At 66.2% G+C, this 26,760-nt stretch carries 19 protein-coding genes, 1 tRNA gene, 2 pseudogenes and 1 other annotated feature; of the genes and pseudogenes, 18 read left to right on the top strand and 4 right to left on the bottom strand.

From position 1 onward, the window contains the following. Positions 1 to 78: 78 nt before the first annotated feature. A complete protein-coding gene (locus ACU4E7_RS21340) occupies positions 79 to 225 on the bottom strand; it encodes a hypothetical protein (RefSeq protein ID WP_447020053.1) in 147 nt (48 codons plus the stop codon). Between the two features lie 52 nt (positions 226 to 277). Here ACU4E7_RS21340 and ACU4E7_RS21335 point away from each other — a divergent pair, with 52 nt between their 5' ends. Both ACU4E7_RS21335 and ACU4E7_RS21330 read left to right on the top strand, forming a co-directional pair. After that, positions 278 to 1,828, top strand: a complete 1,551-nt coding sequence (locus ACU4E7_RS21335; protein WP_447020052.1) for a multicopper oxidase family protein — start codon at positions 278 to 280, stop codon at positions 1,826 to 1,828. A gap of 111 nt (positions 1,829 to 1,939) precedes the next feature. Continuing rightward, positions 1,940 to 3,184: pseudogene (locus ACU4E7_RS21330) on the top strand (IS3 family transposase). Next, positions 2,224 to 2,353, top strand: a sequence feature (AL1L pseudoknot). It overlaps the preceding pseudogene by 130 nt. Before the next feature lie 178 nt (positions 3,185 to 3,362). Here the strand turns inward: ACU4E7_RS21330 and ACU4E7_RS21325 are convergent. Next, positions 3,363 to 3,932 carry a TetR/AcrR family transcriptional regulator gene (locus ACU4E7_RS21325; RefSeq protein WP_447020051.1) on the bottom strand — a complete coding sequence of 190 codons (570 nt, stop codon included), beginning with the start codon at positions 3,930 to 3,932 and terminating at the stop codon, positions 3,363 to 3,365. 143 nt (positions 3,933 to 4,075) lie between these two features. Between ACU4E7_RS21325 and ACU4E7_RS21320 the strand changes: the two genes are divergently transcribed. The 4 genes from ACU4E7_RS21320 to ACU4E7_RS21305 all read left to right on the top strand — a co-directional run bounded on the left by ACU4E7_RS21320 (position 4,076) and on the right by ACU4E7_RS21305 (position 9,499). Next, positions 4,076 to 4,399 (top strand): phasin family protein, encoded by a 324-nt coding sequence (locus ACU4E7_RS21320; protein ID WP_447020050.1) that lies wholly within the window; start codon positions 4,076 to 4,078, stop codon positions 4,397 to 4,399. 149 nt (positions 4,400 to 4,548) lie between these two features. Next, positions 4,549 to 5,619: an HlyD family secretion protein gene (locus tag ACU4E7_RS21315; protein WP_447020049.1), complete on the top strand. Its 1,071-nt coding sequence runs from the start codon at positions 4,549 to 4,551 to the stop codon at positions 5,617 to 5,619. Then, positions 5,616 to 8,381 carry a ribosome-associated ATPase/putative transporter RbbA gene (gene rbbA / locus ACU4E7_RS21310; protein WP_447020048.1) on the top strand — a complete coding sequence of 922 codons (2,766 nt, stop codon included), beginning with the start codon at positions 5,616 to 5,618 and terminating at the stop codon, positions 8,379 to 8,381. Before ACU4E7_RS21315 ends, rbbA begins: the two co-directional genes overlap by 4 nt. A gap of 2 nt (positions 8,382 to 8,383) precedes the next feature. Then, the gene (locus ACU4E7_RS21305; RefSeq protein ID WP_447020047.1) at positions 8,384 to 9,499 is read left to right on the top strand and encodes an ABC transporter permease; all 1,116 of its coding nucleotides are present in this window, start codon (positions 8,384 to 8,386) and stop codon (positions 9,497 to 9,499) included. 163 nt (positions 9,500 to 9,662) lie between these two features. Here the strand turns inward: ACU4E7_RS21305 and ACU4E7_RS21300 are convergent, their stop codons facing one another. Next, positions 9,663 to 10,310 (bottom strand): TetR family transcriptional regulator, encoded by a 648-nt coding sequence (locus ACU4E7_RS21300; RefSeq protein WP_447020046.1) that lies wholly within the window; start codon positions 10,308 to 10,310, stop codon positions 9,663 to 9,665. A gap of 219 nt (positions 10,311 to 10,529) precedes the next feature. Here ACU4E7_RS21300 and ACU4E7_RS21295 point away from each other — a divergent pair, with 219 nt between their 5' ends. The 7 genes and pseudogenes from ACU4E7_RS21295 to ACU4E7_RS21265 all read left to right on the top strand — a co-directional run. Continuing rightward, positions 10,530 to 11,669, top strand: coding sequence for an efflux RND transporter periplasmic adaptor subunit (locus ACU4E7_RS21295; protein ID WP_447020045.1), 1,140 nt, complete (start codon positions 10,530 to 10,532; stop codon positions 11,667 to 11,669). Between the two features lie 5 nt (positions 11,670 to 11,674). Further along, entirely contained in the window at positions 11,675 to 14,830 is a 3,156-nt protein-coding gene (locus ACU4E7_RS21290) for an efflux RND transporter permease subunit (RefSeq protein WP_447020044.1), read from the top strand. 14 nt (positions 14,831 to 14,844) lie between these two features. Further along, the gene (locus tag ACU4E7_RS21285) at positions 14,845 to 15,501 is read left to right on the top strand and encodes a hypothetical protein (protein ID WP_447020043.1); all 657 of its coding nucleotides are present in this window, start codon (positions 14,845 to 14,847) and stop codon (positions 15,499 to 15,501) included. Between the two features lie 61 nt (positions 15,502 to 15,562). Continuing rightward, the gene (locus ACU4E7_RS21280) at positions 15,563 to 15,793 is read left to right on the top strand and encodes a hypothetical protein (RefSeq protein ID WP_447020042.1); all 231 of its coding nucleotides are present in this window, start codon (positions 15,563 to 15,565) and stop codon (positions 15,791 to 15,793) included. Further along, entirely contained in the window at positions 15,696 to 18,014 is a 2,319-nt protein-coding gene (locus ACU4E7_RS21275; protein ID WP_447020041.1) for a DUF3141 domain-containing protein, read from the top strand. Before ACU4E7_RS21280 ends, ACU4E7_RS21275 begins: the two co-directional genes overlap by 98 nt. A gap of 224 nt (positions 18,015 to 18,238) precedes the next feature. Continuing rightward, positions 18,239 to 19,240, top strand: coding sequence for an alpha/beta hydrolase (locus ACU4E7_RS21270; protein WP_447020040.1), 1,002 nt, complete (start codon positions 18,239 to 18,241; stop codon positions 19,238 to 19,240). After that, positions 19,176 to 19,916, top strand: a pseudogene (locus tag ACU4E7_RS21265) (recombinase family protein); the annotation flags it as partial. The gene ACU4E7_RS21270 and the pseudogene ACU4E7_RS21265, both read left to right, overlap by 65 nt. A 528-nt stretch (positions 19,917 to 20,444) precedes the next feature. Here ACU4E7_RS21265 and ACU4E7_RS21260 read toward each other — a convergent pair. Next, positions 20,445 to 20,534, bottom strand: a tRNA-Ser gene (locus ACU4E7_RS21260). A 315-nt stretch (positions 20,535 to 20,849) separates the two neighbouring features. Between ACU4E7_RS21260 and ACU4E7_RS21255 the strand changes: the two genes are divergently transcribed. The 5 genes from ACU4E7_RS21255 to metG all read left to right on the top strand — a co-directional run bounded on the left by ACU4E7_RS21255 (position 20,850) and on the right by metG (position 26,755). Continuing rightward, on the top strand, positions 20,850 to 22,016 hold the full coding sequence (locus ACU4E7_RS21255) for a septal ring lytic transglycosylase RlpA family protein (RefSeq protein WP_447020039.1): 1,167 nt from the start codon (positions 20,850 to 20,852) through the stop codon (positions 22,014 to 22,016). A gap of 214 nt (positions 22,017 to 22,230) precedes the next feature. Continuing rightward, positions 22,231 to 23,418 (top strand): D-alanyl-D-alanine carboxypeptidase family protein, encoded by a 1,188-nt coding sequence (locus ACU4E7_RS21250; RefSeq protein WP_238121092.1) that lies wholly within the window; start codon positions 22,231 to 22,233, stop codon positions 23,416 to 23,418. A gap of 34 nt (positions 23,419 to 23,452) precedes the next feature. Further along, positions 23,453 to 24,118, top strand: coding sequence for a dTMP kinase (gene tmk, locus ACU4E7_RS21245; protein WP_447020038.1), 666 nt, complete (start codon positions 23,453 to 23,455; stop codon positions 24,116 to 24,118). Then, on the top strand, positions 24,115 to 25,149 hold the full coding sequence (locus ACU4E7_RS21240; protein ID WP_447020037.1) for a DNA polymerase III subunit delta': 1,035 nt from the start codon (positions 24,115 to 24,117) through the stop codon (positions 25,147 to 25,149). The genes tmk and ACU4E7_RS21240 overlap by 4 nt, the downstream gene beginning before the upstream one ends. Positions 25,150 to 25,198: 49 nt before the next feature. Then, complete coding sequence (gene metG / locus ACU4E7_RS21235; protein WP_447020036.1) at positions 25,199 to 26,755, top strand: methionine--tRNA ligase; 1,557 nt, start codon at positions 25,199 to 25,201, stop codon at positions 26,753 to 26,755. Positions 26,756 to 26,760: the final 5 nt, after the last annotated feature.

Raw genomic sequence — 26,760 nt, 5'->3', positions numbered from 1 at the left:
TATCTGCCCCTCTTGATCCTTGCGGAACGGACGGGGTGAGAGATGGCGGGGCGGTTGGTGCGAGGCACGCGGATGCTCTCATGCGCCTCGACTGCTGGCTTTGAGCTGACGGCCGCACGCGGCGACGAGTTCCGTCCCTCCGCGCGCAGCCACGCCGAGAGGGCTCTCAAGCGCCATCGCGACACTCTTGATGTTCTGCATGCCCTTGCGGAAGCGCTGCGCCACGCCTTGCCGCCATCCTCAAGCCTTATCTGATCCTGTCTGGGAGAGTCTGATCATGTCCTTCGCGCCCCTGTCCTGCGTGCGGATGAACCGCCGCCAGCTTCTTTCCGGGGCGGCCGCCGTCGGCGCGCTGACCTTGGCCGGGCGCGCGGCGGGGCGCGCCCAAGAGAGTGTTCAAGAGCGTCCGCTTCTGACCGTCGAGAGCACCACCCTCGAGGTGAAGGGCAAGGCCGCCAAGGCATATGTGGTGAAGGGGCCGACCGGGGAGGGGATTTTCGCGCGAGAAGGTGAGCGCCTCTCCGGCGCGGTCCTCAATGCATCGGATGCGCCGCTGCAACTGCACTGGCACGGGCAGATCTTCGCCCCGCCCGAACAGGATCGCGCCCGGCCCAATGGCGGCACACTGGCGTCGGGGCAGACCGACCTAGTAGACTACCGACTCACCCCGGGCACCCATTGGATGCACGCCCACACCTTGACCGAGCAGCAATTGCTGGCGGCCCCGCTTGTTACCCGCGAGGCCGACGCGGGGGATGTTCAGGACGTGGTGGTGATGCTCCACGACTTCGCCTTCCGCACTCCGCAGGAGATCCTCGCCGAGCTCGGCGGCACCGACGGCCACGGCGGCGGACACGGGGGGATGGGCCACGCGATGGGCAACCAGGGACTGGCCCCTCAGGGCATGGGGGCGCACGGCATGGGAGCGCAAGTTATGGGAGGCGGCCACGCCGGCCACGGGATGTCCATGGGCGCCATGATGGGCGGCATGATGGGCGTGGCGGGCGGCGGCATGGGCGGCATGGCGCACGCCAATGACGTGGCCTACGACGCCTATCTCGCCAATCGGCGCACCCTGGCCGATCCCGAGGTGGTGCAAGTGGAGCGGGGCGCACCGGTGCGGCTGCGCGTCATCAATGGCGGCACGGCCACTGCCTTCTTCCTTTCCCTGCCGGGGCTGGCGCCACGTTGCATCGCGGTGGACGGGGTCGCCTGTGTTCCCGTGGCGGCCGGGGTGTTTCCGCTCGCCCAGGGCCAGCGCATCGACCTCCTGGTGGATCTGCCCCAGGCGGGCGGCGCCTTCCCGCTGCTGGCGCAGGTGGAGGGCGCGCGGGTGCGCACCGGCATCGTCCTGGCGACGCCCGGCGCCGCGATCGCACGGATCCCCGAGGTGGCAGAGCAGGCGGAGGGACTGCTGGACCTCGCCTTTGAAAGCACGCTTGCCGCGCGCGCGCCTCTTATGGCGCGGCGGCCGGATCGCGTCTTTCCGGTCATGCTGGGGGAAGAGCCCGGTTATCGCTGGACCATCAATGGCCGTGTCCACGGCGAGGACGTGCCATTCGAGGTGCGCCAGGGGGAGCGGGTGGAGATGACCTTCATGAACCCCACCATGATGAGCCACCCCATGCACATCCATGGCCATCACTTCCAGGTCGTGGCGCTGGGGCCGCAGCGCTTTTCCGGGGCGCTGCGCGATACCGTGATCGTGCCGCCCCACATGCCGGTAACCATCGCCTTTGATGCCGGGCAGAAGGGCGAATGGTTCCTCCACTGCCACCACCTCTACCACATGGCCGGTGGCATGATGACGTCGGTCCGGGTGGTCTGAGGCGCAGCGCCGGGCGGGCGCTCAGTGGGGTGCGAGGCGGTGGCCGTCCGGTGTCCAGCGTGAACCGCCCCGGGTTTGCCGGAGGCCCCAACTCCTGAGAGGATAGGGCTTATGACGCGCAAGACGACGAACAAGTTCTCGCCTGAGGTGCGTACCCGTGCGGTGCGGCTGGTGCTGGATCACGAGCATGAGTATCCGTCCCGCTGGCAGGCGATCGTGTCGATTGCGTCGAAGATCGGCTGCTCGGCGCGCTCACTGAATGAGGGGCTGAAGAAGGCCAAGGTCGATGCCGGCAAGCGGGCCGGCGTGACGACGGATATGTCGGCGATGCCGAAGGCCCTTGAGCGCGAGAACCGCGAGCTGCGGCAGGCGAACGAGATCCTGCGCAAGGCGTCGGCGTATTTCGCCCTGGCGGAGCTCGCAAGATCGTAGACGACTGCGGTCGAAGACATGATCGCGTCCATCGATGATCACCGCGGTGTGTATGGGGTCGAGCCGATCTGCAAGGTGCTGCCGATCGCCCCATCGACTTATCATGCCCATGTCGCCCGGCGGCTTGATCCGTCGAAGTGCTCGGCACGAGCGCTACGGGACGAGGTTCTGCGCCCCGAGATCGAGCGCGTGTTCGCCGAGAACTTCGAGGTCTAGGGAGCGCGCAAGGTCTGGCGACAGATGATGCGCGAGGGGGTCGATGTGGCGCGCTGCACCGTCGAACGGCTGATGCAGAGCATGAGCTTGGCCAGTGTGATCCGCGGCAAGTCGGTCTCAACGACCATGTCGGGCAAGTCGGCACCGTGCCCGCTCGACCGTGTGAACCGGGTGTTCCATGCGCCGGCGCCGAACCGGCTGTGGCTCTCGGACTTCACCTATGTCAGCACCTGGGCCGGCTTCGTCTACGTTGCCTTTGTGATCGACGCCTATGCTCGCCGCATTGTCGGCTGGCGGGTGAGCCGGACCGCGCATGCCAGCTTCGTCCTGGATGCGCTGGAGCAGGCCCTTCACGAGCGACGGCCCGCCCATCGCGGCGGCCTGGTGCACCATAGCGACCGCGGTTCGCAATTCGTCAGCATTCGCTACACCGAGCGCCTCGCTGAGGCCGGTATCGAGCCCTCCGTCGGAAGCGTCGGCGACAGCTCTGACAACGCTCTCGCCACGACGATTAACGGCCTCTACAAGGCCGAGGTCATACATCGTCGGGGGCCTTGACGATCCCTCGAGGCCGTCGAGTTCGCCATGCTGACCTGGGTTGACGGGTTCAACCATCGCCGGCTGCTGGCGCCTATCGGTAACATCCCGCCGGCCGAAGCCGAGGAACGCTACTACGTCGTGCTCGGTGAGCAGAAAATGGCGGCGTGACTTAAACCAAATCGCCTCCGGTGAAGCCGGGGCGGGCTCGCGTTGAAGCGCGCTTCGAAAAGCTCAAGCGCGGCGAGGGCGTCGCTCCGCTGCAACAAGGCCGAGCGCGGCTTTGCCGCCGTCGGCGCTCTTTCAGCTTCAGCTGCACTCGGATCAAACCGGTTCAGCTCACTGCGGCTCAGGCTGGATCGCTTTCCGCCATCAGCCTCTCGAAGGCGTTGATGAGCGGCTCGCGGAAGTCCCGATCGATGGCCAGCGCCTCGATCCCTATCACCTCACGCAGCACCCCGACGCCTAGTAGCATGGCGAGGATCAGGGCGGCGCGTTGGCGGGACTGAGGAGAGGTCCGTTGCGAGAGCGGGCCGATGAAGTCCTCGTCGATGCTCTTGCGCAGAACTGCCGATGCTTCTTGGCTGGTCAGAGAGCGCACGAAAATGTCGAAGACGCCGACGTCATCCCGGGCCGTCGGCCGATGGGAGAACAGCTCGTCAGCCAGCTTGGCCGGCAGCGCTCGCACCGGGCCGGACAGCAGGCGTTCGATGGGAGGGGTCATGGCGCGGATCGCTTCCACGAGCAACTGCTCCTTCGACCCGAAGCTGCGGTGCACGTGGGCGACGTCAACGCCAACATCGGCCGCGATCGCCCGCAGCGATGCATCCTCATAGGAATAATGTGCGAACCGTCTGATCGCGGCCTCTAAAATCTGTTCGCGCTTGGCCGCAGCCTCCCGCGCGGTGGATCGAGCCATTCGGATGCCCCCAAAAACTCGTTTGCTTTCGTTCTGCGAACGTGACTATGATTTTAGTCAACACGTGTTGTCTTAAATCAAGGCCGCCGCCAAAACGAGCTATAGGCTGCGGAGATCGCTTGTGCCTAGAAAGGACGACTTTGATGACCACAGATACGGCCGCTCCGGTGGACGCGTTCCGTTCCCTTCTCGCCTCTTGGCCGGCGCCGAACCTGCTGAAATCGTGGACTCCGCCGGTGGCCGGCGATCCCATGGCGTCCTGCCGGCAAGCCCTCGGCTTTGCCGCTGGAGCGTTGGAAAATCAGGCCACGTACCTCCGGCAGCTGTCGCAGTGCACGGATCCGGCAGAGGCCATGAAGCTTCATTCGGACTTCATCCAGAAGGCCGCGCAGCTTTTTTGGCGTGATGGGGCCGAGGCGCTGAGCCGCGCCGGCTATCCCCAGGCTCCCGCAGCTGCAGGTCGCTGACGTCCCTTCTCTGTCGTTCATAGCGGGCCCGTCGGGTTGCGCTTTCCTGTGCTGGGCGGGAGGCATTGCGGCAGCGCTTCCGAAGAGCTGCGCGCGCGTCTTCTGCCCGCCGGACGGGCCTTCGCGCGGCCGGAGAAAGGATTAAGCCGATGATGGAAAAGCTGAAGCGCTGGTTGCCGCTTCTCCTGGTGCTCGTGGTGGCGGGCGGCGGCTACTCCGCGTGGCAGCGCTACACACATCCGGGCTTGCCCACAGGCCTCGCCAAGGGCAATGGCCGCATCGAAGCGACGGAGATCGATATCGCCGCCAAGACCGCAGGGCGGATTCGGGAAATCCTTGCCAATGAGGGGGATTTCGTGACGGCCGGGCAGGTGCTCGCGCGGATGGATACGGCGCAGCTCGAGGCGGAGCGCCGTGAGGCGGAAGCGCAATTGCGCCGGGCCACCATCAGCGTCGACACCGCGCGAAGCCTCGTCACCCAGCGTGAGGCGGAGCGTGAGGCCGCGGCGGCGGTGATCGAGCAGCGCGATGCGCAATATGACGCAGCGAAGCGGAAGTTCGCCCGCTCGTCCCAGCTCGTGACCACCAATGCGGTCTCGCAGCAGACCTATGACGACGACTTCGCCAATGAAAAGGCGGCCAAGGCCAATGTGAGCGCCGCCAAGGCTCAGCTCGCGGCCTCGGAAGCCGCCGTCAGCTCGGCGAAGGCGCAGGTGGTGGATGCCGAGGCGGCGGTGGATGCAGCCAAGGCGGCGATCGAACGGATCGTCGCGGACATCGACGACAGCGTGCTCGTCTCGCCGCGGGATGGTCGCGTGCAGTATCGCGTGGCGCAGATTGGTGAGGTGCTCTCCGCCGGCGGCCGCGTGCTCAACATCGTGGACCTGGGCGATGTCTACATGACCTTCTTCCTGCCCACCGCTGAGGCCGGGCAGGTGAAGATCGGCGCCGATGCGCGCATCGTCCTCGATGCCGTGCCGCAATGGCCGATTCCGGCCAAGGTGACCTACGTGGCCGATGTGGCGCAGTTCACGCCCAAGACGGTGGAGACCGAGGAGGAGCGCCAGAAGCTGACGTTCCGCATCAAGGCGCAGATCCCGCAGGAGCTTCTGCGCAAATATATCGAGCATGTGAAGACCGGCCTGCCGGGGGTCGCCTATGTGCAGCTCGATCCCTCGGTAGCCTGGCCGGAGACCTTGAATAGGAGCTTCAGCGAATGACCGGCTCCGCCCCTTCGGCGGAGCCGGTGGCGCGGCTCTCCGCCGTGACGCTCACCTACGGCCGGACGCACGCCCTCGACGCAGTCTCCCTCGATCTGCCGTCGGGCTGCATGGTCGGGCTGATTGGCCCCGATGGGGTGGGAAAGTCGAGCCTCCTGTCGCTCATCTCCGGCGCCCACGTCATCCAGCAGGGCCGGGTGGAGGTGCTCGCAGGCGACATGGCCGACGCGGCCCATCGGCGTCGTGTCTGTCCGCGCATCGCCTACATGCCGCAGGGCCTCGGCAAGAATCTCTACCCGACCCTGTCGGTGTTCGAGAACGTGGATTTCTTTGGCCGCCTGTTTGGGCAGGGGCGAGAGGAGCGCGAGGCGCGCATCGCCGAGTTGTTGGAGAAGACCGGACTTGCCCCGTTCGTCGACCGCCCGGCCGGCAAGCTGTCTGGTGGCATGAAACAGAAGCTCGGCCTGTGCTGTGCGCTGATCCATGATCCGGACCTGCTGATTCTCGACGAGCCGACCACCGGTGTCGATCCGCTGTCGCGTCGCCAGTTCTGGGAGCTGATCGACGGCATTCGCGCCGGTCGTGCCGGCATGAGCGTGTTGGTCGCCACCGCCTACATGGAGGAGGCTGCGCGCTTCGATGCCTTGGTGGCGATGGACGCCGGCCGGGTGTTGGCGACCGGATCTCCCGCTGAGCTCCTCGCCCGAACGGGAGCCTCCGATCTTGATGCCGCCTTCATCGCGTTGCTGCCGGAAGAGCAGCGCTCCGGTCATCACGAGGTGGTCTTCGCTCCCTACGTGCCATCGGGGGATGGCCCCGCCATTGAAGCGGAACACCTCACGATGCGGTTCGGGGATTTCACCGCGGTGGACGATGTGAGCTTCCGCATCGGACGCGGCGAAATTTTCGGCTTTCTGGGGTCCAACGGCTGCGGCAAATCCACCACCATGAAGATGCTCACTGGCCTTCTGCCGGCGAGCGCGGGCACCGCACGCCTGTTCGGCGAGGAGGTCAATCCCGACGACATGACGGTGCGCCAGCGCGTCGGCTACATGAGCCAAGCCTTCTCATTGTATAATGAACTGACAGTGCGCCAGAATCTCGATCTGCACGCGCGCCTGTTCGCCTTGCCGGAAGAGCGCATCGCCGCACGTGCCGCCGAAATGGTCGTGCGTTTTGATCTCGCAGAAGTGCTCGACGAACTGCCGGACGCGCTGCCACTGGGCATTCGTCAGCGCCTCTCGCTGGCTGTGGCGCTAATCCACGGGCCCGATATCCTGATCCTCGATGAGCCCACTTCCGGTGTCGATCCGATCGCCCGCGACGATTTCTGGCGCATCCTCGGCGAGCTCTCGCGCACCGACCGCGTGACCATCTTCGTTTCCACCCACTTCATGAACGAGGCGGCCCGCTGCGACCGCATATCGCTCATGCATGCGGGCCGGGTTCTGGTGAGCGAGACGCCCGCGGCCATTGTTCGCTCGCGAAATGTGGCCACCTTGGAGGACGCGTTCATCGGCTACCTCGAGGATGCCATCAATGAACGCGCTGAGGCGGCCGCCGGGGCGCCTGCGACGCGCGTGGAGGTGGACGGGGCTGCCTCGCCGCATCGTGGTGCGGCCCCGTCCACTGGCCTCGTTCTGGGCCTCAGGCGCATGCTCGCCTACAGCCGGCGCGAGGCGCTGGAACTGGCCCGCGATCCCATCCGGGCGACGCTTGTCGTGCTCGGGAGCCTGCTGCTCATGTTCGTGCTCGGCTACGGCATCAACATGGATGTGGAGAATCTCTCCTTCGCGGTGCTCGACCACGACGACACCACCATCAGCCGCGATTACGTCCTCCAGCTCGGCGGCTCGCGCTATTTCACACAGAAGCCGGCGATCCGCGACTATGACGAGATGGATCGCCGAATGACCGACGGCGAACTGAGCCTCGCCATCGAGATCCCGCCGGGATTCGGACGGGACCTCTCCCATGGTCGCACCGTCCAGGTCGCCGCATGGATCGATGGCGCCATGCCCATGCGGGCCGAGACGGTCAAGGGCTATGTGCAGGGCATGCACCAGAAGTGGCTGGAGCAGAAGGCGCGTGAGCTGTCCTCACCGGTCGCGGGCGTCAGCTTCCAGGTGGCGACGCGCTATCGCTACAATCCCGGCATCGAGAGCCTTGTCGCCATGGTGCCCGCGGTCATCCCGCTGCTGCTGCTCATGATCCCCGCCATGCTGGCGGTGCTGAGCGTGGTGCGCGAGAAGGAGCTTGGTTCGATCATCAATTTCTACGTTACGCCGGTGACGCGGCTCGAATTCCTGGTGGGTAAGCAGCTGCCTTATGTGGCGCTCGCGATGATGAACTTCCTGCTGCTCACCGGCTTCGGCGTCTTCATCTTCCAGGTCCCTTTCACCGGCAGCTTCCTGGTCTTCGCTTTGGGGGCGTTGCTCTATGTCACGGCGGCCACTGGCATGGGCCTTTTGATCTCCACCTTCACCAGCAGTCAGATGGCCGGCATCTTCGCCACCTCGATCCTGACGATGATTCCCGCGACCCAATATTCGGGCCTCATCAATCCGGTCTCCGCACAGGAAGGCATCGCCGCGCTCATCGGCGACATCTACCCGACCACCTATTTCATCGTGATCGCCCGCGGCGCCTTCTCGAAGGGGTTGAGCTTCTCGGAGCTCGCCCCCTCGCTTTTGCCCATTCTCTTCCTGATTCCGGTACTGACTACGCTCAGCGCCGTCTTTCTCCGTAAGCAGGCGAGGTAGACATGCGCGCGGCCAACATCCTGCTTCTTGGCGGCAAGGAGCTGCGCGGCATCGCCCGCGATCCATTGATGATCGTCCTCATCATCTATTCTTTCACCCTGTCGGTGTATACGCAGGCCACCGCCGTGCCCGATACCCTGCACAGGGCGGCCATCTCCATTGTCGACGAGGACCACTCGCAGATCTCGAACCGGATGGTCGGGGCTTTTCGCGAGCCTTATTTCAACCCACCTCAGCTGATCACGACCGGCGAGATGGACCAGCGGATGGACCGTGGCCTCGACACCTTCGCTCTCGACATCCCACCGGATTTCCAGCGTGATCTGCTCGCCGGCCGCTCGCCCACGCTTCAACTCAACATCGATGCGACCCGGATGTCGCAGGCCTTCGCCGGGGACGGCTACATCCAGAACATCCTGAATGCCGAGGTCGCCGAGTTCCTGAACCGCTACCGGTCGGCCTCATCGGGATTGCCGGCGGATCTCGTGCTGCGGGCCCGCTTCAACCCCAATCTCGACCGGAGCTGGTTCGGCGCCATCACCAGCGTCATCTCCTCCATCACGATGCTGTCGGTGATCCTGACAGGGGCGGCTCTGATCCGCGAACGAGAGCATGGCACCATCGACCATCTTCTCGTCATGCCGGTGACGCCACTCGAGATCATGCTGAGCAAGGTGGCCTCCATGGGCCTGATTGTGCTGGTGGCGGCAGGGCTCTCCATGGCGCTCGTGGTGCGCGACTGGCTTGCGGTTCCCATCGAAGGTTCCATTGCGCTGTTCCTTCTGGGAGCCGGCCTCCATCTGGTCGCTACCACCTCCATGGGGCTCTACCTTGCCACGGTGGCGAGCACCATGCCGCAGTTCGGTCTGTTGCTGATGCTGACCCTGCTGCCGCTCGAATCCCTGTCGGGCGCCACCACGCCCCGCGAAAGCATGCCGCAGATCGTGCAGGACATCATGCTGGTGGCGCCAAACACGCACTTCATCATGCTGGCCCAGTCGGTCCTGTTCCGTGGCGCAGGCTTCTCGGTGGTGTGGCCCCAGCTGCTGGTGCTTCTGGCCATCGGCGTCACCTTCTTTGCACTGGCGCTGTGGCGGTTCCGCGCATTCCTGCGCTAGGTCATGGCTTCGTCTGGAGTATTCCCGGTGATCTCCGAGCCTGTGCTGGCGACCGAGTTCCACGCCGCGCACCCGGGCGGGTGGGGGAGCACCCTGAAGAATGCGGTGGCGGGAAGGCCGTTGCAGCTCCGCGGCCGATTGCCCCCTTGACGCCGAAGCGGGGTCAGCCCTGGGCAGGCTCCGCGATATCGGCTGTGCCGCTGGGCGTCTTCATCCACATGTCCAGCATCGTGCGGATGAGCTGCAAACCATCCGGGGCAAGGCGGAAGCTCTCTTTGCCCAGAGCCCATTCCAGCACCAGGCCGCTGATGGTGACGCCCAAGGCGCTGGCTGCGGTCTGCGGCGTCCAGGGGGCGCGCAGCCCGACGTCGCGTTCAACCACCTGAAAAACCCGCTCCAGGGCCGATCTCATCTCTTCACGGAACGTGGTGCCGCCGTTGTCATCCTGGTCCGACAGGCCGAGATCGAGACGCATCAGCACCCGGATCAGCCCTTTCTGGCGTGGGTCGTCCTCCAGCGCCGAAAACATCTCCGATATGGCTTTGTCAAAGCGAGAGAGCAGGGCCGGGCCATTTTCATCCGCCACATGGTCGGCCAGATCGTGAAACGGGGCCTGGGCTTCTTCCTGCAGCGCCAGCAGCAGGCCCTGCTTGTTCTTGAAGTGCCAATGCACGGCGCCGCGTGTCACCCCCGCCGCCACCGCGATCTCCTCGAGACGCACGTTGTCGTAGCCCGCATCAAGGAAGAGAGCTTCGGCGGCTTTGAGAATCTGGCGCCCGGTTTCCGCCGCCTGCTCCTTGGTTCGCCTCATGACCGCGTCCCGTCTCCTTGCCCGGCGCGCCGCCCCCGGTTGGCGCGCCGGCGGCCTCGGTGACTGCCGTCGCGCCGCAGGCTCTGCAACCGATCGTGCGTGCGGCAGCAATACTGCCTCCGCCGGTCAAGCGCCACCGTAGCGCCGGGCCGGTCTCTCAGCGCCTGTTTACAAACAAACATAATGTATGTATATGCGGCACGGAGAAAGGTTCAAGCCATGCGCTCCTCGTTCCTCGCCGTCCTTCTCGGCAGTTGCCTGCTCTTCCCCGTCCCGGCTCTTGCGCAGATGCAGGGCGGCGGTCCTCCGGCCGTCGGGGTCGCGGAAGTGGCGCCGGAGGACGTGCGGCCCACCACCGAGTTCAACGGCCGCATCGAGGCCGTCCAGCGGCTGAACGCCGTGGCCCGTGTCACCGCCTTCCTGGAGGAGCGCCAGTTCACTGAAGGCACGGACGTCAAGAAGGGGGATCTCCTGTTCCGGCTGGAGCGGGCCCCGTTCGCCGCGGAGGTGGCCGCCAAGCAGGCCGCCGTGGCGCAGGCCCAGGCCCAGCTCGACAACGCGAACCTCACCTTCGAGCGTGCCGACAAGCTGCAGAAGTCGGGCAGCGGCTCCCAAAGTACCCTCGACAATGCGGTGGCCAGCCAGCGCACGGCGCAGGCTCAGCTGCAATCCGCCAAGGCCGCCCTGCAGGTGGCCCAGATCAATCTCGACTACACCGAGATCCGCACCCCTATCGACGGGCGCATCGGCCGCACGGCGGTGACGGTGGGCAACGTGGTGTCGCCCTCATCGGGCGCGCTGGTGAGCGTGGTGAGCCAGGACCCCATGTACGTCACCTTTCCGGTGCCCACCCGCAAGCTCATCGAGCTGCAACAGGAGCATGCCGCGGAAGGCGGCGCTGAAGGGGGATTGCGCGTCCGCCTGCGGCTGCCGGACGGTCGACTTTATGGCGAAGTGGGCCAGCTCGACTTCATCGACCCGAACGTCGCCGCCAACACCGATTCCATCACCGTGCGCGGCAAGATCGCCAACCCGCTCGACGCCAACGGGCAGCGCGAGCTCTACAATGACGAGTTCGTCCGCGTGGTTCTGGAGGCGGTGAAGGCTCAACAGGTACTGGCGGTGCCGCGCGCGGCCGTGATGACCGACCAGCAGGGCGACTTCGTCTATGTGGTGGGCGCCGACAAGATCGCGCAGGTGCGCCGCGTGAAGCTCGGCCAGTCCACCGCGGGCAAGGCCCGCGTCATCGAAGGCCTGTCGGGCGGCGAAACGATCGTCGTGGAAGGGGTGCAGCGGGTGCGGCCGAACACGCCCGTCGATCCGCAGCCCGCCATGGCGCAGACCGCCACAGCGGAGTGACGGCGATGATCTCCGATATCTTCATCGACCGCCCCCGCCTCGCCGTCGTCATCGCCATCGTCATCTCCATCGCCGGGGCGCTGGCCCTGATGCGCATTCCGGTGGCCCAGCTGCCGGATATCGTGCCGCCGCAGGTCTCGGTCTCGGCCACCTATCCGGGCGCCTCGGCGGAGGTGCTGGAGGCCACCGTCGCCCAGCCCATCGAATCCAAGGTGATCGGCGTCGACAAGGCGCTCTACATGAAGAGCACCTCGGGCAACGACGGCAGCTATACCCTCACCGTCTCCTTCGCCCTCGGCACCGACCCGGACATCAACACCGTCAACGTCAACAACCGGGTGCAGACCGCCCTGTCCCAATTGCCCGCCGACGTGCAGGCGCTGGGCGTGACGGTGCAGAAGAAGTCCTCTTCCATCCTCCAGTTCATCACCCTCAGCAGTCCGGATCAGCGTTACGATCCACTGTTCATGACCAATTATGCGGTCATCAACGTGCTCGACGAGCTCGCCCGCACGCCGGGCGTGGGCTCCGCCTCCCTGTTCGGGCAGATGAACTATTCCATGCGCATCTGGTTCGATGTGGAGCGGCTCGCCAGCCTCGGCATGGTGCCGTCCGACGTCATCGCCGCCATTTCCGCACAGAACGTGCAGGCCCCCGTGGGCCGCATCGGCGCGCGCCCGGTGCCGGACAACCAGCAGTTCCAGCTCAACGTGCAGACCCAGGGGCGCCTCACCACGCCGGAGGAATTCGGCAACATCGTGCTGCGCGCGAACCGCGACGGCTCGGTTCTGAAGGTGAAGGACGTGGCGCGCGTCGAGCTCGGCGCGCAGAATGAGGATTCGGTCAACCGCCTCAATGGCAAGCCCTCGGTCGCCATGGGCATCTATCTGGCCCCCGGCGCCAACGCGCTCACCACGTCTTCGGCGGTGACCGCCAAGCTCAAGACCCTTCAGTCCCGCATGCCCGAGGGCCTCAAGGCCCAGATCATGTATGACTCCACCGACTTCGTGTACGACACCATCGACGCGGTGATCCACACGCTGATCGAAGCCTTCCTGCTGGTGGCGGCCGTGGTGTTCCTGTTCCTGGGCAACTGGCGCGCCACCCTCATCCCGATCATCGCCGTGCCCGTCTCCATCATCGGCACCTTCGCGGTCCTGCTGGCCCTCGGCTATTCAGCCAACACGGTGTCGCTGCTCGCCTTGGTGCTCGCCATCGGCATCGTGGTGGATGATGCCATCGTGGTGGTGGAGAACGTCGAGCGCGTGATGGAGGAGGAGCCTGAGCTCTCCCCCGCCGCGGCGAGCAAGAAGGCCATGGCGCAGGTGACGGCGCCTATCATCGCCATCACTTTGGTGCTGCTCTCGGTGTTCGTGCCCATCGGCTTCATCCCCGGTATTTCCGGCGAATTGTTCCGCCAGTTCGCGGTGACCATCTCCGCGGCCATGCTGATCTCGGCGCTCAACGCGCTGACGCTTTCGCCGGCCCTGTGCGCCGTGTTCCTGCGCCACGGCGGGGAGAAGCGCGGGATCATGGGCTTCATCTCCCGCCGCATCGACAATCTGCGCGACGGCTATGCCTTCCTGGTGCGCAAGACCCTGCGGCTGTCCATCCTCTCGCTGGCCATCGTCGCCGTGTGCGCCTTCGGGGTGATGAGCCTCGCGAAGATCACGCCCTCCGGCTTCCTGCCCGAGGAGGACCAGGGCGCCTTCTTCATCAACGTGCAGCTGCCGGATGGCGCCTCGGTGGCGCGCACCAGCGACACCGTGCGCCAGGTGGAAAAGCTGGTGGGCGCGCTGCCCCAGGTGGAGAACGTGACCTCGGTCATCGGCTATTCGCTGCTGGACAGCTTCTCCGCCAGCAACAACGCCTTCATGATCGTCCAGTTGAAGCCGTTCGAGGAACGCAAGGCGGCTCTCGACAAGGTTCAAGTCATCATCGGCCAGGTGTTCGGCGGGGTGCAGCAGATCCGCTCGGCCATGATCCTGCCGTTCAACCTGCCGCCGGTCATCGGTCTGTCCACCTCCGGCGGCTTCGAGGCCATGGTGGAATCCCTGGAGGGGGCCGACCCGGCCACCATGGGCTCCATCTCCAACGCCATCGTGGGCGCCGCCAACCAGGATCCCGCGCTGAGCCGCGTGTTCACCACCTATGCGGCCAACGCGCCCTCGCTCTATCTCGACATCGACCGGGAGAAGGCCCAGGCGCTGGGGGTGGGCATCAACGATGTGTTCACCGCCCTGCAGGCGACACTGGGCGGCTCCTATGTGAACAATTTCAACCTGTTTGGCCGCACCTGGCAGGTCCAGGTGCAGGGTGATGTGGATAATCGGCGCGATATTCCCGCCTTGTGGGACATCTATGTGCGCGCCAAGGACGGCGCCATGGTGCCCCTTCAGTCCATCGCCGAGCTGCAGACCATCGTCGGGCCGGCGGTCATCACCCGCTACAACAACTACCGCGCGGTGACCATCAACGGGTCGCCGGCGCCGGGGGTGGCCTCGGGCACCGCCATGGCGGCGTTCCAGCAGGTCGCAGCCAAGGTGCTGCCGTCCGGCTATGCGCTGGAATGGACCGGCACCTCCTACCAGGAGCAGCAGGCTGGTGGGCAGACCGGCATCATCCTCGCGCTGGCGCTGCTGTTCGCCTACCTGTTCCTGGTGGCGCTCTACGAAAGCTGGGTGATCCCGGTGCCGGTGCTGCTGTCCGTGATCGTCGCCGTGCTCGGTGCGTTCGCCGGCATGGTCGCATTCGGCATCACCCTCGACCTCTATGGGCAGATCGGCCTCGTGGTGCTCATCGCCCTCGCCGCCAAGAACGGCATCCTGATCGTCGAGTTCGCCAAGGAACAGCGCGAGCACGGGGTGGAGCTGAAGGAGGCGGCGGCCAACGCGGCCAAGCTGCGGTTCCGGGCGGTGATGATGACCTCCATCGCCTTCATCCTCGGGCTCGTGCCGCTGGTGTGGGCCAACGGCGCCTCCATGATGGCCCGCCAGAACGTTTCGACGCCGGTGTTCATGGGCATGCTCGCGGCGAGTTCCGTCGGCATCCTCGTCATCCCCATGCTCTACGTCACCTTCCAAGGCATGCGCGAGCGCATCAAGGCCCTGTTCAGCCGCTCGGCGGCTTCCGGGAATGCCTCCTCGGCCCATCACGGCTGACGGAGCACGAGACGATGTCCGACCAACCGCCCCCGGCCGGACATCCACCGGAACGCGCGCCTCGACTGGCGCGCGTTCCGGGCCTTTCCAGGCGCCTGCGGGCCGGCCTTGCCGCTCGCAAGCGCCGCACGGCCGGCCGCTTCGCGGCGCCGACAGCCTGGCTGCCGCTGGCGTTGCTCGGCCTGATGCTGATCTGCCTCTCCGCCCTGGCCCCTGTCCTTTTCGAGGGTACACCCGGCGCCTTCGACACCGGCATTCTCGCCTTCTACTGCGGCGTGCTGGAGTGCATGATCATCATCCGGCTGGGGTGGCCCGAGTGTTATCTCGACTGGATGGCGTGCGGCCTGTTCTACATGGCATTTGGTGGCGTCCTGGCGGGCCACGTCCGCCTGGCCGCGCTCCCGCGCTTCGCGCTTTTCGCCACGCTGTTTCTCGCATGCGCATTCCTGCGAATCTGGATCACCCTGTCCTTGCCTCTGGCCAGCGACCGGGATCGGGGGGCCGGGCTCCTCGCCAGTGCTCTCACCGGCGTTTTTTGCGGGGCTTGGCTCATTGCCAGCCGGCTCGTCGGTGCGCCCGGTGCACCGGGCGTAATTCTGGCGGTGGATTTGATGATTTACGGCGTTGCCGTGACCGGCTTCGGGCTCTCGATGCGGAATAAGGAGCCCTGAAGCACCGTCTCCTCATTCACCATGCGCAGCCGCAGCTGCGGGATTTCAAACGGAGGCCTTCATGACCGAGACCACCGAGAAGGGATCGCAGGGTGCCGGGCGCCACCGGGTGGTCATCGTCGGTGGCGGCATTGCCGGCCAGCTGCTCGCCACCCGGCTTAGCGGCATTTTCCAACGGAGTGGCCGCGCCGAGGGTGTCCTTATCGATCGGTCCCCGACCCATGTCTGGACGCCGATGCTCCACAGCTTCGCCGCGGGCACGGTGCACCCCTATCAACAGAAAATCGCCTGATCTTTCTGCAGCAGGAGCTTGCGCGACCATGATCAACGAGTCTTCCTCCGCTCCGGAAAACGACATCGCCGCCTTCGGTTCCCTTGTTGGCGCGGCCCAGGCCTATCTGCTCGATGCGTGGCAGCGGACGGTCCTGTTCGCCGACGTCCGGCGCCAGCGGGGCGACCAATATCGTGCGCACCTCGCCGAAACGGTGCCCAATGTCCTGAACTTCGAAGCCGAGCTGATCGTCAACGGACGCCTGCTGTCACGCCCGGTCAATTACGGTCTCGCGCGCATCGTGCCGCCTCAGAACCGCCCCACAGATCCCACCAAGCGCCCCTTCGTGGTGGTCGACCCGCGGGCCGGCCATGGCCCGGGCATCGGCGGCTTCAAGGCCGACAGCGAGATCGGCGCCGCCATCGAGGCGGGCCACCCGTGCTATTTTATCGGCTTCACACCTGATCCCGAGCCCGGCCAGACGGTCGAGGATGTCATGCGCGCCGAGGCGGCCTTTCTGGAAAAGGTCATCACCCGCCACCCGCACAGCGGCAAGCCGGCGGTGATCGGCAACTGCCAGGCCGGCTGGCAGGTGCTCATGACCGCCGCCATGCGGCCGGAGCTGTTCGGGCCCATCATCGTCGCGGGCGCGCCTTTGTCCTACTGGGCGGGATGGAAGGGCAAGAACCCCATGCGTTACGCCGGAGGTCTGTTGGGCGGAACCTGGATGACGGCACTTTCGAGCGATCTCGGCGCCGGTCGCTTCGACGGCGCCACGCTGGTCCAGAATTTCGAGAACCTAGACCCAGCGAATACGCTCTGGAAGAAAAGCTACAACCTCTACGCCAATATCGACACCGAGGCCCCGCGCTACCTCGGATTCGAGAAATATTGGGGTGGCCATGTCTTCCTCAATGGCGGAGAGATCCAGTACATGGTGGATCATCTCTTCGTCGGAAACCACCTGTCATCGGCGGAAATCGTGACGGGGGACGGCATCCGTCTCGACCTGAGGAACATCCGCTCGCCCATCGTAGTGTTCTGCTCCAAGGGCGACAACATCACGCCGCCACCGCAGGCGCTCGGCTGGATCACGGACCTGTATGGAAGCGACGACGAGCTTCTGAGCCATAATCAGACCATCGTCTATGCGCTGCACGACAGCATCGGCCACCTCGGCATCTTCGTATCCGGCGCCGTCGGGCGGAAGGAGCACAAGGCATTCGCCACCAATATCGAGCTGATCAACGTCATTCCGGCGGGGATCTACCAGGCAGTGATCGCCGATACGGCACCAGACGAGTCTGATGCCGATGAGCGGGATGCGAAAGCGCCGGAATATGTGATGTCCATCGAGCACCGGACCCTTGATGACGTCCGCCGGATCGTTGAACCCAATGAGGAGAGCGACCGTCGGTTCGCGGTGGTCGCGCACATCTCGGAGATCAATCTCGGGTTCTATCGCAACTTCGCGCAGCCCCTGGTGCAGATGATGGTCACCACCCAGTCCGCCGATCTCATGCGGCGGTTGCACCCGCTGCGGATCTCTTACGAACATTGGTCAAGCCGCAGTCCGTTGGCTCCGCTGGTGGAACATGCCGCCCAGGAGGTTCGTGCCGCTCGTCGTCCGGTGGAGTCCTCCAGTCCTTTCCTGAAGGCCCAGGAGCAGATGTCTGACGCCATCATCTGGGCCCTCGATACGTGGCGCAATGTGCGCGACACCGGCTACGAACGCATGTTCGAATGGATGTACGGCTCCCCTTTGGTGTCGGCCCTCGCCGGGCTGTCCGCCCGCCCGGGCCAGAGCGTGCGTCCTGTGCCCGGCGTTTCGCCGGAGCACCGCGAGTATGTCGCCCAGGAGCTCGCGGCGCTTCGGCACGAAATGGAGGAGGGCGGGCTTCTGGAAGCCGGCATCCGCGCCCTGGCCTATGTCACCCGTGACGCTCCGCGCGTCGACGAGCGCCAGTTCAACCTCGCCATCGAGCTGGAGCAGGGCCTGCGTGATCTTCCGCCGGAGCACTTCCGCAACATCGTTCGGCGTCAATGCGCCCTGATGCAGCTGGATAGAGAGGCCGCGATCGCGGCGCTGCCAGCGTTGCTGGCCCGTGCCGAACCTGTCGCCATTCGTTCCGCGGCCAAGGTGCTGGAGCTGGCCGAGGGGCTGGGCAGTGGGCACTCGGACGCGGAGCGTGCGAGCCTGAAGCAGATGCTGGCCGTTTTCGCGGCGGCTGCCGAACGATAAGCTGTTCGACGCCGGTGTTGAGGCTGCATGGGCCGGGGCGTGACGCAACCATGTGGGAGCCGTGAATGGCAGGGCCTTGCGGGGTGCCGATGGCTGTGAGGGCGCGTTTGAGTGCTGTTTTGAATGTCTTGGCGTGCCTCCTCGCTGTGTTGCTGGTGGGCTGCGCCGCACGGCCGGGGCCGGAGGTGTTGCGGGCGACCGGAGCGCCGGCTGCCGATGGGCGGGTGGTCAACATCTATGTGGCAACCACCCGCGCGCGCGACGGCGCGAGGGGTGCTTCTTTCACCAGCGAACGTGCCATGAGAATGACCTATGCGCGTTTCACCATATCCATTCCGCCCCGGCACAAGGCCGGTGAGATCGAATGGTCCACCGGTACTCCCAATCCGGCGACAGATTTCGTCACGGTCGAGCAGGTCATGCTCGATGATGCCGGCTTCCTGCGGGAGGTGGGTGCCTCCCGCAACGGTCGCCCTCCGGAAATTGGCGTGTTCGTGCACGGTTACAACACCAGTTTCCAGGAAGCCCTGCTCCGCCTTGCCCAGATGGTGGCGGATGCTGGCTTCGAGGGGGCCCCGGTGCTGTTTGCCTGGCCCTCCGAGGGTAAAGAAGCCGGATACCTCGCTGACAAGGACGCGGCCACCTTCTCCCGCGATCAGCTCGCCGAGCTTCTGACCCAGCTGGTCCGCACGCCGCACAGCCGGAAGGTCGCCGTGGTGGGCCACAGCATGGGTGGGTGGCTGACGGTGGAGGCGCTGCGCCAGCTGCGGCTGCAAGGTCGCAACGCGGTCGTGAACACGCTGCAGGTGGCGCTTGCCGCCCCGGACATCGATGTGGATGTGTTCCGCGCTCAGCTGGCGATCATCGGGCCGCTCTCGCCCCCCATGGTCGTCATGGTGTCGCCGGATGACGTGGCCCTGTCGCTGTCGGAACACCTGTCAGCAGACAGACGCCGCATGGGGCGGCTCGACGTGCGTGATCCGCGGGTGGCCGAGGCAAGTGTAAAGGCTCAACTCCAGATCGTGGACATCTCGAGCGTCGGAACAGCAGATATCTTCCGGCACGATCGATTTGTGGCCCTGGCAGCCATGTATCCCGCCATCTCCTCGGCGCAGAAAAGCGGCGGCTTCGATCTGAAGGAGACCGGGGTGTTCGTGCTCGATGCTGTGGAAAGCAGTGTGTCGAGCCCCTTCGTGTATGCGCGGCGGGCGGTCTCCGGTCCTTAGCTGCACGGTTCCCGTCCGGATGGGAAGCGTTGCAGGTCAGAATGCCCGACAGGGTTTCTGGAACGGCGCGCTGCCGCCAATCGGCTATCGCATCGTCGCGGCCGAGCAACGCGGCTCCAAGACCAAGAAGAAGCTGGAGATCGACCCGTTGCACGCCGACACGGTACGGTTGATCTATCGGCTCGCTCTCCAGGGCGAAGGCGGCTCAGGTCCTATGGGCGTCAAGGCTATCGTGAATCACCTCAATCGCAACCGCATCTTCACCCGCGACGGTGGGCGTTGGGGCATCGGCCAGCTTCACCGCATTCTGACCCGGCGCACCTATGTCGGCGAGCATGAATTCAACAAGCGCTCCAAGTCCAAGGTGCTGAAGCCGGTCAGCGAAATCGTCGTCGTGCCGGTGCCGCGCCTGATCGATCAGGAGACATTCGATGCCGTGCAGGTGCATTTGCGGGTCCGCAACTCCAAGGTCACGCCGCCGCGTGTCGTCAGCGGGCCGACCCTGCTGACAGGCATCTGCTTCTGTGAGAAGTGCGGGGGGGGGGGGGGGGCCATGACACTCCGCACCGGCAAGGGCGGGCGCTATCGCTGCTATACGTGCTCGATCAAGGCCCGGCAGGGCGAGACCGGCTGCTCCGGCCGCTCGATCCCAATGCCCCAACTCGACGCCATCGTCTGCGACCATATTGAGAACCGGCTGCTCCAGCCCGAGCGGCTGGAGGAGATCCTGGCCTCGATCCTCGATCGACGCGAGGAGCGGGCGGATCGGCGCAGGGAGCATATCGCCGAGTTGAATCGGCGCGCGGCCGAGACCGAGCTTCGCCTGAAACGCCTCTACGAGGCCATCGAAGCGGGCGTGGCCGATCTGAACGATCCGGCCTTGAAGGAGCGCGTCGTCGCCCTCCGGGCGCTACGCGACCAAGCGCAAGTCGATTCCGAGCGAGCACAGGCCATGCTCGAAAGCTCCGGCAGCATGGCGGTGACGCCGGCCGTTTTACGAAAGTTCGCCACGACCGCGCAGCGTCGGCTCAGGCAGGAGGGTGGCGGCTACCGGCGGGATCATCTGCGCGCTTTTGCCCGGCGCGTTGAGGTCGGAGAAAGCCATGTTCGCATCATGGGATCGAAGGGCGAACTGCTGCGCGCCCTTACTTCAGTCTCTAGCGGGAAATCGGCGGGAAACGGCGTGCCCACTTTGGGACTGACATGGCGGAAGGGGTGGGATTCGAACCCACGGTGGGCTTGCACCCACGGCGGTTTTCAAGACCGCTGCCTTAAACCACTCGGCCACCCTTCCAGACAGGCGCATGACCATGCGCGCGGCGTTCCTATCAAGTGTCGTCGAAGACGTCGAGAGCGGCGTCGGCCGATCGCCGGTGCGCGGCCACCAGCGCGCACGGTGGCGCGGTTATGTGATCACGAACGGTTTACCATTCCGCTGCGCTCGCCGCATTTTCGCCGTCTTCACTCCCCTTTCTACGCCAGAGTGCGCGTCGTTCATCCATGTCGATCGGGGATGATGCCGGCACCGGGGTATGTCTTTGCTGGGGGTGTGATGCGAAAGCTCATGGCCCAGCAACGACTTCATGCACCACTGGGGGAAAGCCGCGGCATGGGCATCGAGCGCACGTCGAAGAATCAGGCCGCCGTTGGCCGCCACGTCGCAAATGTGGCGTCGGACGGGGCGATTGCGGTGCCCGCGCCGGTGTCATGGCGCACCTGGGTGGCTCTCGGCGGTGCGGTGGTCTTCGGTGTGGCGCTGGCGGGTTGCAGCTCCGTCGAGTCGGTGAGCAGCAAGATTGATCCCACCTACGGTGTGGAGGTCAGCCCGCGTGTGGTGGCGGATGGTGATCCCGTGCCCAAGGGCGGTGGCCATTACAAGGTGGGCAAGCCCTACAAGGTCGCTGGTCGCACCTACGTCCCGGAAGAAGATGCCGACTATGCGGCCGAGGGCATGGCCTCCTGGTACGGCAAGGATTTTCATGGTCGCAAGACGGCCAATGGCGAAGTGTTCGACATGACGTCGATCTCCGCCGCTCACAAGACGCTGCCGATGCCGTCTTATGTGCGTGTCACGAACCTCGCCAACAAGCGCTCCATCATCGTGCGCGTGAACAACCGCGGCCCCTATGTGGCGGGCCGGGTGGTGGACGTTTCCTACCGCACCGCCGAACTGCTGGGTTTTGCCCGTCACGGCGTCGCGCGGGTGCGGGTGGAATATGTGGGCCGCGCACCGCTGGGCGGGTCCGACGACCAGCAGCTGGCCATGACCCTGAGCACCGATGGTGTTCCCGCGCAGCTCAATGGCAGCTCGCCGGTGATGGTGGCCTCGGCCAAGCCGTTCGTGCCGCACGTGGCTGAGGCGCTGCCGGTGGGTTCTGGGGATGCCCCTATGCCGGTCAGCCGTCCGTATGATCTGGGCGGCGAGATGCAGGTGGCTGCCGCCGCGCCGGAGACGATGGCTGCGCCCGAGCCGCCCGTTGTCGCCAGCAAGCCGGCCGCTTCCAGCAAGCCCAATTCCGGCAAGTCTGTGGCGAAGCCGGCGCCCGCCGCGGCCACCCGCGTTGCGGCTGCGCCGAGCACGAAGCCGGCGTCCGCCAAGCCTGCGCCCGCTACCGGCGCGGCCAAGCCTGCGACGAAGCCGTCGGCGACTACCATTGCGGTGGCGCCGTCCAATGCCCGCTCGGTGAGCATGGCCGCCAATGGTTGGTCCACCGGTCCGGCCCCCGTCTCCGGGTTGAGCTACGCCGGCGTATCGGGAAGCGAAGGCTTCCGCTGAGCGCTCTGGCGCTGATCGGCCGGCGCAACCGGCGGCTCCACCTGGCTCGCTCCTGCCGCTGTTCCCTGACATCGCCCGCGTCTTGCGGCTCCTGTCGCGTGCGGTTGACGATGGGGTTGCGCCCGGCGCGCGTCGTGACAGAGGCGGGTCATCCGTGACAAAGTCGGCCGGTGGCGATCAAGACCGGCGTGCTCCCGTGAACAGACCTCATCTCATGCGTTTCCTCGCGGCCCTGTGCCTCGTTGGGCTCACCTTGGGTGGGGGCGCGGCGCGTGCGCAGGAGGCCTTCCAGGCCCGCGTGCCCGCCGCCATGCTGGTGGATTACGAGACCGGCACCATTCTTTACGAGAAAGATGCGGACAAGGCGTTCGACCCCTCCAGCCTGGTGAAGGTGATGACGGCGGCCGTGGTGTTCGGCCAGATCAAGGCCGGCAAGATCACGCCCGACACGGAATTCATGGTCAGCGTGAATGCCTGGCGCCGTGGCGGCGGGCCGTCCGGCGGCGCGGCCATGTTCGCGGAGGTGAACAAGCCGGTGCGGGTGGCCGATCTGCTGGCGGGCGCCATCGTCGTGTCCGGCAATGATGCGGCCATCGCCCTGGCGGAGGGGGTGGCCGGCACCGAGACGCAGTTCGCCGGGCTCATGAATGAGACAGCCAAAGCGATCGGCATGAGCAACAGCAGCTTCCGCAATCCCGCTGGATTCCCGGATCCTGCCCAGGTTTCCACCGCACGCGATCTGGCGACCCTCGCGCAATATGTCATCCGCACCTATCCGGCGCAGTATCCGGTGTTCGCCGAGCCCGCCATCGACTGGAACAAGATCAAGCAGCGCAACCGCAATACCCTGCTGTCGGCTGGGGTGGGGGCGGATGGCCTGCAGCAGGCGTGGCTGAAGGGCGGCGGCTTTCACCTGTTGGGCTCGGCGGTGCAGAACGGGCAGCGGCTGGTGGTGGTGGTGCTGGGCGCCAAGAGCGAGAAGGAGCGGCTCGACGAGGCGCGCCGGCTGCTGGACTGGGGCTTCCAATCGTTCCACCAGCGGCAGATCTTCGCCGAGGGGGCCGAGGTCGGCTGGGCCCAGGTGTTCGGCGGCGCCAGCGGCTCGGTGGGGCTGACGGCGCGAGGGCCGGTGCGGGTGCTCACCAGCCGCCGCGGCGGCGAGCGCATCACCGCGCGGGTGACCTATCGCGGCCCCTTGCGGGCGCCGGTGGCGAAGGGCATTCAGGTGGGCGAGATGGAGGTGAGCCGCGGCGACGTCAAGGTGCTCGAGGTGCCGCTTTACACCGCCGGCGATGTTCCGGTCGGCTCCCTGTGGCAGCGGGCGCTGGATGGTGGCATGACCTTCGTGGGAGATCAGACCCGCGCCCTCTTCAGCCAGGCGCTGGCCAAGCTGCAGCGCTGAGGCGGCGGCGTCCTCGGCGCGTGAACGGAGTTCCATGAGCAAGATGCGCGGCCGGTTCATCACCCTGGAGGGTGGCGAGGGCACCGGCAAATCCACCCAGGCCCGCCGGCTGGCGGCGCATCTGCGCGCCCGCGGTCACGAAGTGGTGGAAACCCGCGAGCCGGGAGGCTCTCCGGGGGCGGAGGCGGTGCGCCATGTGCTGTTGTCCGGGGCCGCGCAGCCCTTCGGCCCGGCGGCCGAGGCGCTGCTGTTCGCGGCGGCGCGGGCCGATCACATAGACACGCTGATCGCCCCGGCGCTGGCCGCCGGGCGCATGGTGATCTGCGATCGCTTCATCGATTCCACCCGGGTCTATCAAGGGGCGCTGGGGCGGGTCGATGCCCCGCTGCTCGAGGGACTGGAGGCGGTGAGCACGTCCGGACTGCGGCCGGACCTGACCCTGGTTCTGGATGTGCCGCCGGCAGTGGGCCTTGCCCGTGCCGCCGCGCGCGGGCAGGGGAGCGACCGCTTCGAGAAGGAGGGTCCCGCCTATCATGCGGCCGTGCGCGAGGCGTTCCTGGCGCTGGCGCAGGCGGAGCCCGAGCGGTGCGTGCTGGTGGATGCCACCGGCGCGGAGGACGAGGTGGCGGGGCGGATCATCGCGGCGTTGGAGACGCGGTTGTTTCCGCCAGGCGCGGACGGCGCCGGGAGGGGGGCATGAGCGCGCCGCTGGCGGCGGATGCCCTGCCGGAGGTGCCTCATCCGCGTGAACAGGACCGCCTGTTCGGACATGCCACCGTTGAAGCAGATCTGGCGGCCGATTGGCGTTCCGGCCGGCTGCCCCACGCCCTGCTGCTGGGCGGTCCCGAGGGCATCGGCAAGGCGACCCTGGCCTATCGCCTGGCGCGGGCGGTGCTGGCCGGGCCAGGCGCGGCCTCGCCTCATCATGATCTCGAGCTGCCCAGCACCCACCCGGTGTTCCGGCAAGTGGCCTCGCTCACCCATCCCGATTTGCTGGTGCTGCGCCGGGTGGCGGAGGCGGGGGAGGAGAAGATCCCCACCATCATCCCGGCGGAGATGGTGCGGCGGGTGCGCGCCTTCTTCGGCGCCACGGCAGCCGGCGGCGGCTGGCGGGTGTGCATCGTCGATGCGGTGGACGAGCTCAACGCTTTCGGCGCCAATGCCTTGTTGAAGACCCTGGAGGAGCCGCCCCCGCGGGCGCTGTTCCTGCTCATTTCCCATGCGCCGGGCCGGGTGCTGCCCACCATCCGCTCGCGCACCCGGCTGGTGCGCCTGCGTCCGCTCCACACCGAGGACGTGCTGGCCGCCCTGGATCACTTGCGCGCGCTGGGCACCGAGCTTGATCCCGCGCTGCTGCCGGCGGCGGCGGAAGCGAGCCAGGGCAGCGTGCGGCGTGCGGTGGTGCTGGCCCGGGGCGAGGGGATGGAGGTGCGGGCCGCCACCCTGCGCGCCCTCGATCAGCTGCCGGCGCCGAAGGCCGAGGAACTGCACGCTCTGGGTGCGCGGCTGCAGGGAGATCGCGGCGACGGGCTCGCCCTGTTCACCGAGGCGGTGAGCGACTACATCGCCCATCGGGCCACCGGCGGGGCGGAGGACCCCCATCGCCTTGTCCGCCTGGGCGAGGTGTGGGAGAAGGTGCGGCGCAACGCGGTGGAGGCGGACGTATTCAACCTCGATCGCAAGGCGCTGGTGTTCCGTATCTTTGCCGACCTCGCCGACGCCGTGCGCTAGACTGCAAGCGCCGGCCGGCCCGTTTCCGGCGAACCCGTTCGAGCTGCATATGTCCCAGAAGCCGCCCTTCTACATCACCACCGCCATTGCCTACCCCAATGGCGTGCCGCACATGGGCCATGCCTATGAGGCCATCGCCAGCGATTGCATCGCCCGTTTCATGCGGCTCGACGGCTATGACGTGCGCTTTCTGACCGGCACCGACGAGCACGGCATCAAGATGCTGCAGACGGCCCAGAAGGCCGGCCTCTCCCCGCGCGAGCTGGCGGAGCGCAATGTGGCGCGGTTCCAGGCCATGGCCGAGACGCTCGGCTTGTCCAACGACGATTTCATCCGCACCACCCAGGCGCGGCACTATGCCTCCTGCCAGGCCATCTGGGAGAAGATGGCCGCCAATGGCGACATCTACAAATCCACCTATTCCGGCTGGTATTCGGTCCGCGACGAGGCGTATTACGCCGAGAGCGAGACGGTGCTGAATGCCGATGGGGTGCGTCTCGGCCCCCAGGGCACGCCGGTGGAATGGGTGGAGGAGGAGAGCTATTTCTTCCGCCTTTCCGCCTATCAGGATCGCCTGCTCGCTTATTATGCGGAGAACCCCGGCTTCATCATGCCGGAGGCACGCCGCAACGAGGTGGTGAGCTTCGTGTCCGGCGGGCTGCAGGACCTCTCCATCTCCCGCACTACCTTCGACTGGGGCATTCCCGTGCCCGGCGACGACAAGCACATCATGTATGTGTGGGTCGATGCGTTGACCAACTACATCACCGCGCTCGGCTATCCCGATGTGGAGGGTGAGCTGTTCCAACGCTATTGGCCGGCCAACCTGCACGTCATCGGCAAGGACATCATCCGCTTCCATGCGGTTTATTGGCCCGCTTTCCTGTGGTCGGCGGGCCTGGAGGCGCCCAAGCGGGTGTTCGGCCACGGCTTCCTGTTCAATCGCGGGGAGAAGATGTCGAAATCGGTGGGCAATGTGATCGACCCGTTCGATCTCGTCGCCACCTATGGGCTCGATGCCATCCGCTATTTCTTCCTGCGGGAGGTCTCGTTCGGGCAGGATGGCTCCTACAGCCACGAAGCCATCGTGGCGCGCATCAATGCCGATCTCGCCAACGATCTGGGCAATCTCGCCCAGCGGTCATTGTCCATGATCGCCAAGAATTTGGATGGGGCGGTGCCGAAGCCTGGCCCGCTCACCGCGGAGGACGAGGCCATTCTGGCGGCCGCTGACGGCATTCTGGAGAAGGCGCGGGAGGCCATGGGCACCCAGGCGATCCATCTCTATCTCAATGCCGTGTGGGCGGTGGTGGCGGATGCCAACCGCTATTTCGCCGCCCAGGCGCCCTGGGCCCTGCGCAAGACCGATCCCGCCCGCATGGCCACTGTGCTTTGGGTCACCGCCGAATTGATCCGCGAGCTGGGCATCCTGGTGCAGCCGGTGATGCCGGAGAGCGCCGCCAAGCTCCTGGATCTGGTGGGCGCGCCTGCCGCCGAACGCGGCTTCGAACAGCTCGGTGCCGGGGCTCGGCTGCCGGCGGGGCGGGCGCTGCCCACCCCGGTGGGGGTATTCCCCCGTTATGTGGAGCCGGAAGCGACGGCCTGATGCGA

This window comes from Xanthobacter sp. ZOL 2024, assembly GCF_052932325.1.
Note: the sequence above shows the minus strand (reverse complement) of the source record. Positions and strands in the feature narration are given on the sequence as shown.